Source organism: Dysosmobacter sp. Marseille-Q4140 (genome assembly GCA_018228705.1).
Lineage (GTDB): Bacteria > Bacillota > Clostridia > Oscillospirales > Oscillospiraceae > Oscillibacter.
The window spans coordinates 1-16194 of sequence record CP073694.1 but is presented as its reverse complement, the minus strand read 5'-3'; the positions used below and the strand labels follow the sequence as shown (position 1 = coordinate 16194).

The following is a 16194-nucleotide window of genomic DNA, read 5'->3' as shown; positions in this document are numbered from 1 at the left end:
CTTTCAAAATATGGTGTAACTTCATCATTGCATAAGAAAATGCGGATTGCGTCAAACAATCCGCATTTTTTCTTATTGCCACCAGTATTTCTTGGTTTCTCCTGCAGCCCAGGGGTTATTTTTGTCGCTGTCGTACACGCTGCGGAACAGCTCGCTGCGCTGTTCGTCGGTCAGTCCCTCGATAGACGCAATGCCGGCGATCACCTTATCCTGTTTGGAGCCGGGGATGGTGTTCCCGTCCGCATCCTTGTCGGACGAGGCGGAAGAGTAAATGCTGTTGAACTCCGCCACATCCGCCAAGGGGATGTCTCCGTAGTCGTAATCCTGCACGATGGGAGCTCCGATCCGGCGCAGCACCCGGTTGACAGCCTGTTCCTTGGCAGTGTTTTTCGCTTCCTTCAAAAGCGCGGCCCGCTCCGCTGTACTTCCGCCATCGGAGAGAACATCCTCCGCGAGTTCCCAGTACAGTCCCAGATATTCCGTCTGGAACTCCACATACTGCACATCCGACAAGGTGTGCTGGATGTCGTTCCCGTCTTTCACGGTGATCTGCATGACACCCGGGAGATATTCCGTGCTGTTTTGCTCCTTGCAGACGGCATACACCGCCTCCTGCGCCTGCGTGGTGCTGTTCAGGTCATAGGCTTTCCGGTACTCCCGGATCATATCCAGAACGGTCTGCCGGGTAGAGCGGTGCGTGGTTGTATCCGGCTGGTCTTTGGCGAGGGCGTAATATCTGGAATAGAAGCTGGTCATATTGGCATCCATCTTCTTTTCGATGGCCTTCCCCAGGTCGGATGGGTCCGAATTGGCCGCCTGGGAGGATCTTTCCGCCTGATCGTACAGCCAGTTCACCAGATCCAGGGAATACTGGTTGTCCTTGATGTAGGTGTTCTGGATCCCCAGCGTGAAGTCCACGTTTTCCTTGCCAACGGGAAACAGGGCCTTTTGTGCCTTCCAGAAACCGCCCAAAACACTGTTGAAGAAATAGTCGATCTTCTGGGGGCTGATATTGAACGCCTGTCCCACCGCCCTTGCAATCTGACTGGTGCGGGTCGTATAGCGGTCCTTGGGCTCCAGATTGGAAAGTCCGCTGGATTCAATGGGCCGCCCCAGGAAGTCCCTGTTCGCCATCAGGTAAGCGCCGGTGCCGATCAGACCCAGGGAGCCGATTGCCCCCTCCCAGTCTCCCTGAGAAAGCTCAGAGAGGACCGGAGGCAGACCGTTGTCCAGCACATAGTCTATAAACTCATCAAATGCGTGTGGGTTCTCCCCTGCCAGGGCCTCTGCCGCTGTCTCGAAGAACGAGGACAGCACGGCCAGCTCCCGGGGCTTTGGGATGGCAAAATACTTGCCGTCCCCCAGGGGGATCAGCCAATAGGAGTTCTTTGTATAGTTGGACAGCTGCTGATAATCCGCCTCCTTTTCCTCGTCGCTGTTATTGAGGCCATAGAACGCAGCTGCAAGGGCGGCAGAAGCCACAAGGTAGGAGATCACTCTGGATCTCACGATTTTGAACCGCTGCGCCGGCGGCGCATCGGCCGCCCGGATCCACCGTGAAAACTTGTCCAGGCCCTGCACGCTGGCGTTGAAAAACGGAACTACTTTATTCACTTCCCGGGCCATTCTTCCTCCCCGCCGGAAGTTGACGGTGATGTCCATAGCCTCATAGAAAGCATCCTGCGGGATCATTCCCTTTTCCCGCATCATTTTGTAAGTTGCGAACCGGGGGCCCATCTCGATCATGTCGGACGTAAACGCGATCCACTCCATGGGATTTGCATAGGCGGATCTGCTGCCGGACATTTTCTTACGGGCAGTCCTCGTGAGGTCCCGGTCCGCGGTGTAGACGGAGGTCTGTCCGCCGCCCATGGCCAGGTATTCCATGAAAAGCGGATCTGCGCCGCCGCCTTTGATCTTGTTGGCGTAGGCGGCGCCGATCCCTCCGAACACATGGAGGGGATTTTTGTCTTTGGAGTAGGTAAAGAAGGTCATAAGATCCCGGGGCGCATTGGAGAAGATGGACCACAAGAGGTTCTTTCCCGTGATGTTCCCCGTCATAAACCGGGAGACAACGGCGTAAGCGTCCAGGATCCCGTTCAGCTTTCCAGGGCTCATGTTGGTAACGGACTGGAGAAGAAGCGGATCATTGATCTTCCAGAACTCCTGTGTTCCTCCCTTCATGACCGTAATCACATCGCCGTAGGCCCTTCCCCTCCCATACTGGATCAGGATATTATTCAGGCTGGAGACGATCTCCACCATCAGATCCTTGTCTGCGTCGGAAAGGGCGCTGTCCATGACGGACTCCGTCAGGCCCTTTTTCAGGTCTTTGGCGTCGAATTGCTTCTGCTTGAGCGGAACCGGAACCTTTTCCAGGAACACGGCGTAGTCCTCGGACCGCTCCGCCGCGTCGGTGATCCGGCGCATGACATTGTTCCGGACACCGGCGTTCACCATAGCCACCATATTGGCAATGATGTTGTCCACCGGGTGGATGATGTCCCGCCCGCTGCCCCTGGCCCGCCGGATGGTACTGTTCTGGTTGGCAAAGCCCCGGCGGGCGCCGCGCAGCTGCTGTTCATCCATAGCCCGGTTGAAGGGAACATAGAACTTCCACCGCTCTCCCCACTCCTTGGCGTTTTTGGCGGAGACGAGCCCCGTATTCACGCCCCAGGTCTGAAGAAGCTGCCGCTGGAACGCATAGAGCCGGTCGGAAACTTCCCGGAAATCCGGATACTGCACCTCCAGTTCATGCTGCCGGTTCTGCATCCATTGGGAGCTGTTTTTCCGGTCATCGGCATAAACCCGCATCCCCTCTTTCAGCCGCTCCGGCCCGTGCCGGACGGTCAGATACTCGCCAAAGGCCCTGTACTCCGCCTTGTCCCGGAGGTTGATCCCATGCAGCACCGTGGAAAGGCCGGGTCCTACATAGGCGCCCTCCGCGTCCCGCAGTTCATGCAGGATGATATTTGCCGCCATGGCATCGGCATAGGCCGCATTGGCAGCCAGCTTATAGGTGTCTGTCCCAACGGCCTCGTCAAAGAGTTTGATACCGTGGTTGATATCCACCCACGCCTGATACAGGCCATCCCCCTTGTCCCGGATCTTCTCCGAGAGGGTTCTGGCATCCGGTCCGCGCTCCTCCCGGAGCCGGATGGAACTGGCGGCGGAATCCGCTCCCAGGGAATAGTATGCGTTGATCTCGTCGGCCAGCTGGTCCAGGATCGCCGCGTCCTTGCCGGACAGTTTCCCCATGAAGTACTCTGTAAACCGGGGATAGTCAATGGCGGTCACTTCCCGGTTCTGAAGGAACTTTCGGACATACTCCGCCAGGCCCTCCGTCCCCCACTTCTTCTGCGGATAAGCGTCCCGCATATCAGGGCTTAACCCGTCGGTCAGCTCCCGCAGGGCATCGCGGCCGGCATCCATGGTCAGTCTGTATGTGTTGTCCAGGTGGTGTCCCAGCTCGTGGGAGATGGTCGGCAGGTCGTTGTGGATCTTGGACCGGATCCCCTGGCTCCGTCGGTTGTATGTTCCCAGGGTGCCTTTCCCCCGAATGTGCCCCGTGGTGATATTGAGGCCGAAGGAGTGCCGGATGTCCTCTGCGATCTCAGAGAGGGATTTCGGCGTCTTGTCCCGGTTTCCCACGCGGTCGGCAGACCACTGGCGGTCCCTGCCGCCGGGGGCCGCCATGCGTTCCTCCTCCGGCGCACTGCTGCGGATCTCCACAACAGGGTTATTCTTCATCAAGTCGGAGAGGATCTTCTCTCCGGCCTGTCCCGTTGGAATAAAATACCGGTACTCAAAGTTGATCCGCTCTGTGAGGATCCCCGGGTACTGCCGGGCCAGGTACCAGGTGTTCTGGCCCACGATTTCCATGCGCCATTCCCCACTGACCCGGCGGCGGACGATCCGCTGACGGTTATCCCGGAGGATCGCCTCCCTGCCCTGCCCCAGGACGGCATCTTGAATTTGCCCTGGAGTGTAGGTTTCCTTGGTCCGGTTTGCCCCCAGGTTCCGAAGAACCCCGTCAATCTGGGTGGGGGCGATCACCCGGCCCAGATACTGCCTGCCGTCGGATGTCACGACCCGCATCACGCGGGTGTTGTCCGTCGGCAGCCGGTCCCAGATGGGAAGCAGTGTGCCGGTGAGCATATGGAGCCGGGTCTCGGTAAATTCCGGAACCTTTGCCAACTGCTCCTCCCAGGCCGCTTTCCATTCCTTTTTTGGAATGTCGGCGGTCTTGGTGTTCATGGTATTTTCTGCGTAGATGCTGGTCTTGCCGATTTGGGGACTTTGCAGTTTGAAGCGGCGCTCGATCTCTCCTGCGGAATTGGTCCTGGGGGAGATCTCATAAACCGCCCGCACTTCTCCGTCCTCCATGCGCACCAGCTTTCGGAAGTTGTTGGAGGCCGTGGGAACACGGTCAAAGGAAATGGTATCCGGGCGCTTATAGGCAATCATCTGGACGTACTTGGTGTCAGCTCCGGTGGCATCCTTCCGGATCACCTTCTCATCCACCACGTCCACCTTCTCCGCCCGGTAGTTCTCCAGGCCCATGTCCACGGTACCGTTGGCAATGGCATTGTCCAGCATCCGCTCAAAGGTATCGTAGAAGCCCTGGAACACCTCGTTCTGCTCCTCCACCTCCAAAGAGAGGATCCGGTTGAGGAACTTGCTCACATTCCGCAGGTCCTCGGCGCTGTCGTTGATCCTGCCGTTTTCATCGTAGATCTTATCGTACAGGCCCAGCTTTTTGAGGATGGACCTGTTCACGCTCTTGTAGTACACAGAGAGCGCATCTGCTGCAATGGGGTTTTCCAGGTTATCCTTCTCACTGAACACACCGCTGCCCGCCTGCCGCTGTCCTTTGGTGAGAGCGCCCAGCTGATCCAGACGGCGTGCGATGGTGGAGGTGAACCGTTTTTGCCCCATGACATTGGTTGTCACCAGGCGGAAGATGGGCGCGCTGGCCTGGTTGCTGCGGTGTGTCCGGCCGAAGCCCTGCACAGCCTTACTGGCATTCCACCCGGCTTGCAGCAGGTAGTGGACCCGCTGCTGCTGGTTTTTGGCACGCAGGTCGGCGTGGTAGCTTCTTCCGGTTCCGCCGGCCTCGGAAAAGACCAGGATCCGCTTCTTGCCGTCCTGGAACAGTTTGGTGTCTGCGGTGCCGGACGTGGGTCCCCGCTTTTCGTGGACGCGGCGGAGCACACCGTTGGCATCCCGCTTTTCCACGATCCGCTGCGTTCTGCCGGTGACTTCCGCCACCTGATCCACCCCGAACGCATCAAAGAGCATTTCCAGGGGGCCGTCCGGGACCTTCATCTGAGAGAGCTCCTCAACGAGAGCATCCCGCATTCGCACGGCTTTCCGATCGATCACCGGATCCCCGTTGGCGTCCACCACCATCCTGGATCTGGTCCGTCCCTCATCATCGGTATATTCCTCATATACGGTCGTTGGGAAGGATTTCACCAGAAGGTCCCGAAGGGTCTCCGAGGGCGTCAGGTCGATATCGTCCAGGTCCCCGCCTTCCGCCTCGTTCTTGGCAATGGCCCGGGCAGCCTGGGCCTCGTTGGTGTTGGTCAGCTGAAGGACCACGCTGCGGCCGGCGGCCAGTTCCCGGCGCATATCCTCAATGACCGTTGGCATGGACATTGAGGTCAGGATCTGGTTGTAGAACCGCTGCTGGCCGCTGAAAATCGCGCTGTACGCGGCGCCCCGGGCCTGCCCGTTCTTATCTGCGCCGGTGATTTTCAGCGCCTCATTCACATTTTGAAGGACCTTCTGCCACGCGCGGCTCATGGTATTGTAGATCTCCGTCTGCATGGGCGTGAGATCGTGCTGGATCGTGTCGTACTTCACATCGTCGTAGGAGATGCTGCGGGCCATATAGACGCCCATGGACTTCATATCCCGGGCTACCAGCTCCATGGCGGCAAGCCCCCCATTGCTGATCTTCTCGATGAAGTCGTTCAGATCATTGAACGCGGTCCCCTTCCCCCAAAGGCCCAGCCGCTCCAGGTATCCATACTGGGAAATATCCGTGGCACCGGTGGCGGAGGCATAGACCACCCTGGCGTTGGGGAATGCCCGCTGGAGATCGATGCCCGCAAGAGCCTGGGCCGCCGGTTTGCTCTTTCCGCGCCCTCGCTTGATGGAAACGCTGTTTCCCATGTTGTGGGCCTCGTCCAGGGCAATCACACCGTCAAAGTCCTTCCCCAGCCAGTCCTCCAGCATTTTAAGGCGGGCCTCTTTCTGGGAGCGGAGCGTGGAGTACGGGCCGAATACGATGCCGCTGTCCGCCTGGATCCCGTTTTTCAGAAGATGGGGGTTTTTCAGATCCAGGATCTCGTCGGGGTTCCCGCCGAGATCCTTCCAGTCCCGTCTGGCATCCTCCAGGAGCGAGGCTTTTTCGGAGATCCAGACCGCTTTTCTGCGGCCCTGCAGGAAGTTGTCCATGATGATACCGGCGATCTGACGTCCTTTGCCGACGCCGGTGCCGTCACCAATGAAAAAGCCCTTGCGGCGCCCGTCGGCCAACTTCTGGCTGTGAGCTTGGCCGGCGTATACCACGTTCTCCAGTTGCGCGTCGGAGAGGACGCCTTCCTTTGCGATCCGCTCCGGCAGCGCCGGGGTATAGGCGGGGTCAGGCGGCTCCACGGCGGCCATGGCCGCACTCTCCACCAGCCTGGCCGGGTGGGGCCGGGCGCCCTTGATATGCACCTTGCGGGGTGCATACGCGGCATAGGTGCTGTCGGGGTTCTCCGCCGTTACGGCAGAAGATCCTCCGTCCACACCGGCTCCAGCGCCTCCAGACAGTGCCATCCGAGGTCCTGCATTGCCAGGGACAACTCCGCTTCCGTCTGCGCGCCCTGTACCGCCCGGAACAGGCTTTCGCTCTCCTCCGGGTCCAGAGCGTACTCCGCTGCGCTTTCCTCTCCCTGCCCCGTCAGGAGCGCGGAGACCACCAGCGCCGCCCTGCTGCCCTGCTGCCAGCTGTCCGGCAGCAGATCCCGCAGGATATCCAGAAGCTGTGCCTGCTTGAGAGACAGCTCTTGTTGCGGAAGTTCTCCCAGAGACAGGATCACTGTTTCGTACAATGCCTTTTCGTTCATTTCTGATACCCTCCATCAGCTCAGGGATTTTGGAAAGGTCTTTATAAGTTCCGGTCAATGTCTCCCCAGTGGTGGCCCCGGTCTTGTCGATCACCACCAGCTGCACATCAAAGTTCGTTCCGTACTTCTTATAATTGCTGCCGTCCAGCTGGATATTGGCCAGGACGTTATATTCCTTCTTAAGATCCGCCCACCAGGATTTGAAGGAGGCGGCGTCTTCGCTCATACCGCGGCCAAGGATGGCCACCAAGCGCCCGCGGGGCTCCAGCCGCTCCAGCGCCTGCTCGATATGGCGCTTGGCGTTTGCGGTCTTGTTGGTGCTGGTGCGTCCAGCGGTGGAAGAAAACGGCGGGTTCATGATGATCACCGTAGGCTTGATGGACTCCGGCAGCAGATTGTCGATCTGCTCGGCGTTGAGATTGAAGGTGCCGTCCAGGCCCAGTCGGTTCAGAAAAGCCAGGCGCCGTGTGGAAAGTTCGTTGGCATACACCGCAGCGCCCCACGCCTTGGGCCAGAGCGCAAGGCCTCCGATCCCGGCCGAAGGTTCCAAAACCACGTCGGTGGGCGCCACATTGGCCGCCCAGGCCGCCAGATACGCGATATTGGGCGGCGTGGAAAACTGCTGATAGCTCTCCATTTCCGCCGTCCGCTTCGTCTGGGTGGGCAGAAGGTTGAGCAGCTGCTCCATCCAGGAGAGGAACGCCCTGGCCTGGGCTGCGCTGCCGTTGGCGGACTTCGCCGGGCCGCTCATCAGATACTGATTGACCGCCAGCTCCATGCCGTCATAGGCGTCTTTGACCGTATAAGTCCCCTCCGCCATGGTCCCGCCGTAGGCTTTGTCCGCGATCTCAAACAGCCGCGCCGGGGAGAACTGCGTTCCCTTTTCCAGGTAGTAACGGACCTTGTCCGCGATCTGCTGCTGGGGGCTTACTTCCAGAACAGCTCCTCCGTCACGACCTGCTCCCCGTTGGGATAGTAGGCCATCTCGTCCACCGTCACGTTGTGGAGGCGCTTGTACTCCTCGATCCAATCCTCCATCTCCTGAACGGGAAGTTCTTCCCGTTCCACCTTCAGGGCGATCTGCTTCATTGCCTCGTTGGGGTCTTTGATCCCCATGATCTCCTGCCAATCCATAACTCTCCGCCTCCTGTGCATAAATAATCGGATGCCCGTCATTTGCCGTTCCAATGGAATTAATTTTCAGTTGCGTTCCAGGAAGGAAAATCACTTCCTGCTGCCGTGGAATCCCGTATGTATCCGCAATATCGGCCCCACTGGTTCCCTCGATTACCATATGAACCACATAGTCACCAAACTTCGGATAACCGTTTGGCCGTTTTGAAGTTGATGTAAATGCCTTGAGTGTTACTGTCTCCCCCTGCGCAAATTCAGAAAGGTAGGAGTTGAATGAGAGTTCATCCTGAAAAGACAGATTGCGATAGGTTTTTCCATCAAATGTCGGAAATTTTTTCAGCGCAGAGGTAATCCGGTCAACCATGGGTTGGTCTTTATCGGACATCGTTCCGCTGTAAAGCCGATTATTCAGGACGCGGAATAATGTCTTGACATAGTTTCCAAGAGACACACTTTCTCCCTGATCCAGGCCGAACGTTTTGTCTGCGGCGTCCCGACGCCTTTTCAAATCGGCAAAGTCTGCCGGTTCAATCTGCGCCTGCGCTCTGGTAGTGGCGAAAACAGGAGCTCCACTTTCATCAAACTCCTCAAACTGTTTCGGCGCATCATTCTGCCCGGCAAAATAAGCCGCCACGGCAACGGGTTCTCCGATATACCGGGGAGAGGGACGATCTGCTCCGCTTTTACCTGCATTGTATGCCTTGATGAAATCCTCGGCATAGTCCGCTGCGGGGATATCGCTGTCGTAAAAGGCCGTCATGGCCCTGCGTCCGCTCTGGCCCAGGGTCTTTGCCAGGGGTTCCAGATCCGCCGTGCTTCCGGTGGGAACCGTCATACCCGGCGTCTCCGGCTCCGGCGCCGGTTCCCGCTCGATATTCTCATAATACACCGGGGGAAACGCTTCTTCAACCGGCTGTTCCTGGTTCTGTGCGCCGGTGCCGGCATGGGAAGGAGGCGCTGTCTGCGGCGTCCGGGCGCCCTGTGCAGGCATCGTGGAGGCAGAGGCGCCCGACCCTGCCGGTACCGGAACGGGAGCCGCAGGAGCCACCGCAGGCGGCACCGTCTGCGATGAACCGGGCAGGACGTGGGAACTCCCGGCAGACGGCGCGCCCTGGGCCGCAGCCGGAGCGCGCACAGGCGCAGCCCCGGGAACAATCGCCGTTGCAGGACCGCTCACCGCTCCGGCCGCGGCTGTGGCGCCGTTGGGAAGATACTGGGCCATCTCGGCGTCGATACTGTTCAAAAATGTGCGAATGCTGTCCACCTGCTTCTGCGCGCCCACGAATTGCAAATCGTTCAGGGCGCCGCGCAGGCGCTCCACACCGTCCATAACGGAAGCGGCCCCCTGGGCCCTCTGCGCCGCATTCCCGCTGCGCAGGATCTCCTTTACCGTGGCATAGCGCTGCTGCACCTCCTGGCTCAGCCGCTCGACATAGGACTTGTTCTGGCTGCTGGACCGGGCGATCCGAACGGCGCTGCTGATGGCGCCGAAGGCAAAGGCCGCCACGGCGTCCGTGCTGATCTGTCCCCAGTCCGGCTGGTAGTTCTCGTCCGCCAGGGCCTTGGCAAGCTCACTGCCGCCGGTCATGCCGGCAGCAAATCCCACGCCGGAGAGGCCGCCGGTGATGATATTGGGCAGGATGTTGTTCTGCACGCCCGCGCTGCGCATGACCGAAAGGCCGGCCGAGCCCACCGCCCGGGAAAGTCCGGCCCCCGCCAGATATCCGCCAAGGCCAAGAGCGGCGGCGCCAAGGGCCTTTTGGCTCTCATACTCCTCCCCTGCCAACGCTCGGTACGTGCTGGCCGCAGATCCGGCAGCACCGGTCGCAACATTGACTGTTGGCAGAGGGCTCAGCCGCTCAACAGCATACTGCCCCAATCCGGTGCCAATATCCACGATTTTGGACCCAACGGCGCCAAGGCCATCTTTTGCGGCATCCCGCTGCTGCTGGGAATACTTTGCGGCCTGGTCTGCCGCCTCCACCGCAAGATCTCCTATGCCGCGATTTGCCCGGATTGCCTGCTCATAGGTGTTCTTCTGAGACTGCAGCTGGTCCAGATCTTCCCGGAGGAACTCCCGCATGGGATCATCCGCGGAGGCATCCCGCAGCTGTTTCTCCGCCGCTGCGATCCGCAAGTCGATGGACCGAAGCTGATCCTCATAAATATCCGTCATGGCGCTCCCGCCAGAAAGTTGAAACCATGTGCCCCATGCGCTGGCCGAATTGGATGCCGCTCCCGAAAAAGCGGACTTCGCCGCGCTCCCCAGGCGTTCCAACAAGCCGGGGGCTTCCTCAGAATCCGCTCCGCCGCCTGCGGCTGCCGTTCGGCTTTCCCTTGCCTTTTTGACGGCGGAATCGTACCGCTCCACTGCCTGCTGCCTCTGGGCGGCTGTCACATGGGGGAGGCTCCGTTCCGGGTCCGGGTCATAACTGATCCGTTCCCCGGTATCGATCCGCACAAGTGCACCGCCGCGCTTTGCGGTCTCCTGTCCGGTCTTGTCGGTGCTGGAAGTGATTTTTTTCAGAGTACCCATAACATCCTCCGTCAGCTGGCGCTGTATTGATACCCGTATTGCTTCAAAAGATTTTGGATGCCTGCACGCTGTTCCTCATTCATTTCGTCCCATCTTGCGTCAATATTGCCGATGGCGGCGTTTTCCTTGCCTGCATTCAGCTGCGCCATAATGGAATTTCCGAAAGCCCTGTAATGATCCGGGTTCATGCCGGTATCGCCTCCTGTCTCACTGGGTTCCTGAAAGGGCTCGCCATAGTAATACTCATAGGCGTCCAGCACCTGCTGGTTGCGAAGGCCGTTCTCCAGGGCCGTCAGGGTCTGGGCCGCCGTCAGGCGCGGTTTGGAAGTGCCGGAGGACCCGCCGGAGGAAGAACTGCTCTTTTTTCCGGAGGACTGGGCCGCCGCCTGAGACTGATACGCCGCCCGCATCTGCTGGATCTGTGCATCGGAGTAACCCAGAGCCTTATACCCGGAGAAATCTCCGTAAGCCGCCAGCGTCTCCGCCTGCAAAAGCGCCTGATTATAGTCCGTCTCATCCTGATACCGCTGGTCCTCCACCTGATCCCGGCCCAGCTGATAGAGCAGATTGAGCTGATCCATATACTGGTTGTAATCGAAATCCCGGTCCGTGTTCCACTGGCTCAGCTCATTGAGATACTGGTTGTAGTTTGTATTCTCCGCATCCGTCAGCACGCCCAGGTTCTGGAGCTGCTGGTTCAGCTGATCCTGGTACATGGCCCGTGCCGCTTCCTCCAACGTGGTCATGTAGTCGTTGAAGGCCTGTCCTGCCGAAGCGGAGGCATAGGACGAAGCATAGCCGCCGGTGCGGGCCGCCAGCTGACCCAGGGTGTCCTGCATGGCCTTCTGCCCGTTGGCGGAATACTGGTCATATAACCGGTCGTACTCGTCCCCCTGCCGGAAGTCCTGATAGGAGGAGCCCAGGATCTTTTGGATCAGGGCGGAGATTTCGCTTTCATACATCGGCGTGTACTCCGGCGCATCCGGATACGCCTGGCTCCCGCCCAGCTGGCCCATGTTCCCTAAAGTGCCGCCGGTCAGGCCCATCTGGCCCAGCAAAAGCGCGTTCCAGTCAGAAACGCTCATGCCGGGAGACTGTACCGCCCCCGCCTGGCCCTGTGCCGTATCGGCGGTTCCGGATGCCTGGGGCGCGGAAAGCCCCGCCAGTTGGGAGTTGAGAATGGGATTGATCCCCAGGGCCTGGAGCTGCGGGATCAGGGACCGGGGCGTGAAGTCCTCCTCGTTGAGCTGAAGGATCCCATTTTCGTCGTACTTGGCGCCGTTTCCGACCCGGTCCACGGCGTAGTTGTGGATCGTGTAGTAGTCGTTGAGATCAAATCCATTGGCGTAGTAATCCGCCAGGGCGTCGATCTCCTCCGGGGTATAGTTGACCCCGCTCCGGTCCTGCCAGTTTCCAACCGGGGATGCCAGCACCGGGTTTCCGTTTCCGTCCATGGTCACATAGTACATCACGCCGTCGCTTCCCATCCGCTGGACGGTCTTGTAGGCATTGTGCGACTGGCCGGCGCCGTCATGGGACCTCGCCACCGCCGCAAGGCGCTCGGCGTTTTTCTGTCGGCTGATCTCATACTGACGCTCCAGCTCGCCGGACCGGTCAAAGGCCTGCTGCACCAGCTGATAGGCCTGCGCCTGGGAAGTGCCTCCGCCGGAGCTGCCGGTGTCCGCCATTTTGTATCCGCGCTTTTGAAGGTTGGTGTAGGCGTCGGTGAGATTGCCGTTTCCGGCCGCCTCCAGCGCAAGGGCCAGATAATCCTGCCCCTCGCTCCACCCCTGTCCAAAATAATTTCCGCTCTGCCCAACCAGATTTCCAGCATAGAGCTGAGAGGTCATTTCATCCCGGCTCATCGTTCCCTGAGACGGTGAGCCGCCGGAGGGAGATCCATACTGGGCCAGGAGGCTCTGGTAGATGCTCTGGTTGCTCTGTCCCCGGTCGTTGCCTCCCTGGGCGTTGATCTTCTGCTGGCGGGCGGACAGGGCGGCATTCACCCCGGCCCAGTCTCCCCTGGAAGCGGCGTCAATGGCCTGCTGGTGGTAGTCCACGTTGGAAGAGTAGGACGGGCTGCCGCTTCCACCGCTTCCCCGGACGCCGGCGCCGCTCACGGTCCCGCCGGATGCTCCGCCGGACGTCGTTCCCCCGGAACGGCCCGCATTGGTCCAGGACCCGCTTTCATTTTTGGTGTATCCCTGCGCCTGCATGGCCGCAGCCACAGAGCCATGTTCCTTCACCAGCTGGTCAAAGGATTTTGCCATTATAGTCTCCTTTCCTGCGGGCGCCGTCAGGACGCCCCCTCCAGCGCCGCCACGCGCTCCTTCAGGGTATTGATTTCCCCCGAGAGCGATTGCAGCGTATTGGACATCGTTTCCATGGCGGATTTCCATTCAACAACCGCCGATCCCTGTGAAGCCACTTCACTTTTCAATGCCTGGAGCGCAGCGGCCAGCTGCAAAAAGTTCTCCTCACTGACCGCTCCGTTGATCCGGTTCTTCTGGTTGGACAACGTGAAGTCGATCAACTGAAGCACCTCAACCATGTAATTGCGGAATTCCTCCAGAGACTGGTCCAGCCGGGCGGGATCAATGAGCGGTGCGTTTTTTGCGATAATATCCATGAGCGTCCTCCGTTATTTCGGGGACTTCACGATGAACTCCCGCACCAGGGACTTCACCACGCACCCGCCCCGACCGGAGAGCTTGAGCTGGAACGTATCGCATCGCCCGGGGCGCAGCGGCGCGAAGATCGTCTCCCGGCGGGCATTGCTCCACAGGCCGATCTGCCGGAAGGGTCCCCCGTCCTGGGCCATTTCCGCCTTTACCCAGGCGCCGGGCGAAAGCTCCATCTTGATCCACAGCCTGGAGTACCCGCGCTTTCCGTACACCGTCTCGTCAAAGGGATAGAACAAAGCCTCCCAGGAAACCGCCTGGTCCGTCTCCCGGTCCAGCAGATACACATTGCCGTCGGCGGCATCCAGAGCGTGGAGCGCGGTGTTCTGCCGTGCAAAGTCGATGATGTGGGCATCGTCCTCCCTCAGCCAGATCCCGGTGGCCGTGTCCAGCACAAAAAGGTTCCAGCCGCCGTCCTCGTCCTGCATGGAGACGTAGTAGTTCACGCCGTCGCTGCCGCCGCGGGCATTGTTGAACGTCCGCTCTCCGAAGGCCTCGGTCAGAAGGGTCGGCGCGGCGCCGGTATAGGCATAGATCCCGGCGACGCCTTTGTAGTAGAGCACCTCGTTGATGACCTCCATGGACTTCTGGCTGCCCCTCTGCACCCCCGGAACCGTGTAGTCGTACACCCGGTACTCCGACGGCATGGTGCCCAGCACCTTATGCAGGGCGTTCTCCTTGAAAAACAGGACGTTGGAGGAATACCCGATGCACCCGGTAAAGTCCCCGTCGGTGCCAACCGCCACGGCAAAGGAGTCCGTGGCAAGTCCCTCGTAGTTGTAAAAGGTCAGGGGATCGCCCTGGGCGCTAGCCCAGATGGTTTTCCCCTCCGCCCCCCAGAGGCGGTTGGCGTTCTCACAGACGCACACGAGGTCCGGGATCTTTCGCTCCACTTTCACCGTCTGGGTCTCGCTCTGGGCGGAAAAGGCATTGGCGGAAACTGTCAGCGTGTCCGTGCTCACCTCCCGGATCACCACGGACTTGTTGTTGTCCGGCACGCCGGACCCGCTGATCTCCACGGCCTGCCCGGCGGCAAAGATCTCCGAAAGATCGCCCTTGCCGGTGATTTTGAGGGTGTTGGTCCCCCATGTGACAGCGGAGGCGGCGGCGGACACCTCCGCCGCCATATCCGCGAATTTGTCCGCCTCGGTGTCGTAGTATTTCTTATCCGGGAAAATCAGGATCTTGGAGTTGACGGAGCAGATCATCTTCTCCCCCGCCTCCACCTGTCCCACGGTCTCCCCGTCGTACAGGACGCTCGTCCCATCCACCACCAGCAGCTTCTCTCCCTTGGCGAAAAGGGCAGCGGCGGCCTTGTGGGTCTCCTCCAGCTCCCTGCCCCTCCGCTGGGAGAGGGCGGGATACCGGCGGGCGGAGAGGTTCAGGGTCTGAGAAAACTCCCCGTCGCTGCCGCCCCTTCCATAGCGGAGCCCGCCGAACGCCACCATCTGTTGGGTGGCGGTCCTGGCGGAATATTTCATCATCGGCACAAATGACATAGCCGCCTCCTTTACAGGGTACTGATATAAAAAGGTTCCGGCGGATGCTCCCGGCGGTAGGCCTTACGGAACTCATTCACGGCGTCGTTGTAAGCCGTCGCGGTGTTGTTGTACTGCTCATAGTCCTGCCGGAAGAAATCCATCTTCAGCTGTACATACAGGGTGTAGATCCCGTCATAGGGCGGCGGCGCCGTCAGAGGCACATCCTGGTCCTTCGGCCACTGCAGCGGCCGCTTTGTGTCCTCCGGCATATGTAATTCCCGGAACAGCTTCCCGTCCAGCTCCAACAGCCATCCGGCAAGGTCCCGGTCCTCCAGGGCACCGGGAGACAGCCGGTTCACCTGTTCGATCACCTGATTGATGGTCACGAGACCACCTCCTGTCAAATCAGTCTGTACGTGGGCCTCGGCCCTCTGCCGGACCAAAAGGCCACGAAGTCAAACATCACGATCACCGGCCCGGCCAGGGCCACCCACAGCGCCCAGAACCGGGGGCAGATCTGCCCCAGCAGGTTGAGCGGCAAATCGGAGTAGTCCCAGACGCCCCAGCCCAGCCACAGATTGACCACGCACCCCACCGCGAACTCCGCCGCCGTGATGACGCTGCCGCCGATGACGGCCTGGACCCACAGCGGCGTCCGCCAGGGAATGACGGTGTCGTTGGCGATGTCCAGGGGAATGGAGATCCCCGCCGCCAGCGCCACCATGGTCCAGTGGGTATATCCCCGCCAGAGGATCTCCAGGCCGCCGTACAGGATCCCGCAGCAGCACCAGGCGCAGATCCGCCAGAGGGTGATCTCCACGCCCCGGCCTGCCCGGCGGCCCGCAGGTGCCAATCTTGTATCACGCATCGGCGCCGCCTCCGGCCGCCGCCAGCACCTGGGCCATATTGGCCGCCAGATCCTCCGGCAGGCCCTCCGCCGTGTAGGCGATGCCCTCCAGCTCCTCCGCCGTCTCCGCCCGCCGTGCCCAGGTCAAAAGGTGGTTGCACAGGGTCGTGTGGTACAGCTTGTGCTCGATAGACGCTTGCGCAATGGCCTGGATCTCCGCTGCCGAGAACATGCGGCACAGCTGACCGTCCGCATGATAGGGATACCCGGCGGCCCCGGCCTGCACGGCGGAGAGAGCGGTGGTCAGGTTGATCTGGTCAGTTTCCTGGAGGCTGAAATGCTCCGCCCCCTGGCTGGTCTCCACGTCCATGCCCGCCACGATGGCGGCGTTGCA

The 16194-nt window shown here is 60.2% G+C and carries 7 protein-coding genes; all 7 read right to left on the bottom strand.

The window, feature by feature from the left end:
* Positions 1-72: 72 nt before the first annotated feature.
* Positions 73-10431: a strawberry notch family protein gene (locus KFE19_00035; GenBank protein QUO37956.1), complete on the bottom strand. Its 10359-nt coding sequence runs from the start codon at positions 10429-10431 to the stop codon at positions 73-75.
* A 371-nt stretch (positions 10432-10802) separates the two neighbouring features.
* Positions 10803-13061: a hypothetical protein gene (locus KFE19_00030; protein QUO37955.1), complete on the bottom strand. Its 2259-nt coding sequence runs from the start codon at positions 13059-13061 to the stop codon at positions 10803-10805.
* 26 nt (positions 13062-13087) lie between these two features.
* Positions 13088-13420, bottom strand: coding sequence for a hypothetical protein (locus KFE19_00025; protein ID QUO37954.1), 333 nt, complete (start codon positions 13418-13420; stop codon positions 13088-13090).
* Positions 13421-13432: 12 nt separating this feature from the next.
* Positions 13433-14971, bottom strand: a complete 1539-nt coding sequence (locus tag KFE19_00020; GenBank protein QUO37953.1) for a hypothetical protein — start codon at positions 14969-14971, stop codon at positions 13433-13435.
* 11 nt (positions 14972-14982) lie between these two features.
* Entirely contained in the window at positions 14983-15339 is a 357-nt protein-coding gene (locus tag KFE19_00015) for a hypothetical protein (GenBank protein ID QUO37952.1), read from the bottom strand.
* Between the two features lie 14 nt (positions 15340-15353).
* Positions 15354-15821 carry a hypothetical protein gene (locus KFE19_00010; GenBank protein QUO37951.1) on the bottom strand — a complete coding sequence of 156 codons (468 nt, stop codon included), beginning with the start codon at positions 15819-15821 and terminating at the stop codon, positions 15354-15356.
* The coding region (locus KFE19_00005) for a hypothetical protein (GenBank protein ID QUO37950.1) at positions 15814-16194 on the bottom strand (381 nt) is incomplete at its 5' end. The genes KFE19_00010 and KFE19_00005, both read right to left, overlap by 8 nt.

What these genes read in the sequence shown, in the direction of transcription:
- KFE19_00035 (QUO37956.1), bottom strand. Translation starts at nt 10,431, where the DNA reads ATGACGGATATTTATGAGGATCAGCTTCGGTCCATCGACTTGCGGATC.
- KFE19_00030 (QUO37955.1), bottom strand. Translation starts at nt 13,061, where the DNA reads ATGGCAAAATCCTTTGACCAGCTGGTGAAGGAACATGGCTCTGTGGCT.
- KFE19_00025 (QUO37954.1), bottom strand. Translation starts at nt 13,420, where the DNA reads ATGGATATTATCGCAAAAAACGCACCGCTCATTGATCCCGCCCGGCTG.
- KFE19_00020 (QUO37953.1), bottom strand. Translation starts at nt 14,971, where the DNA reads ATGTCATTTGTGCCGATGATGAAATATTCCGCCAGGACCGCCACCCAA.
- KFE19_00010 (QUO37951.1), bottom strand. Translation starts at nt 15,821, where the DNA reads ATGCGTGATACAAGATTGGCACCTGCGGGCCGCCGGGCAGGCCGGGGC.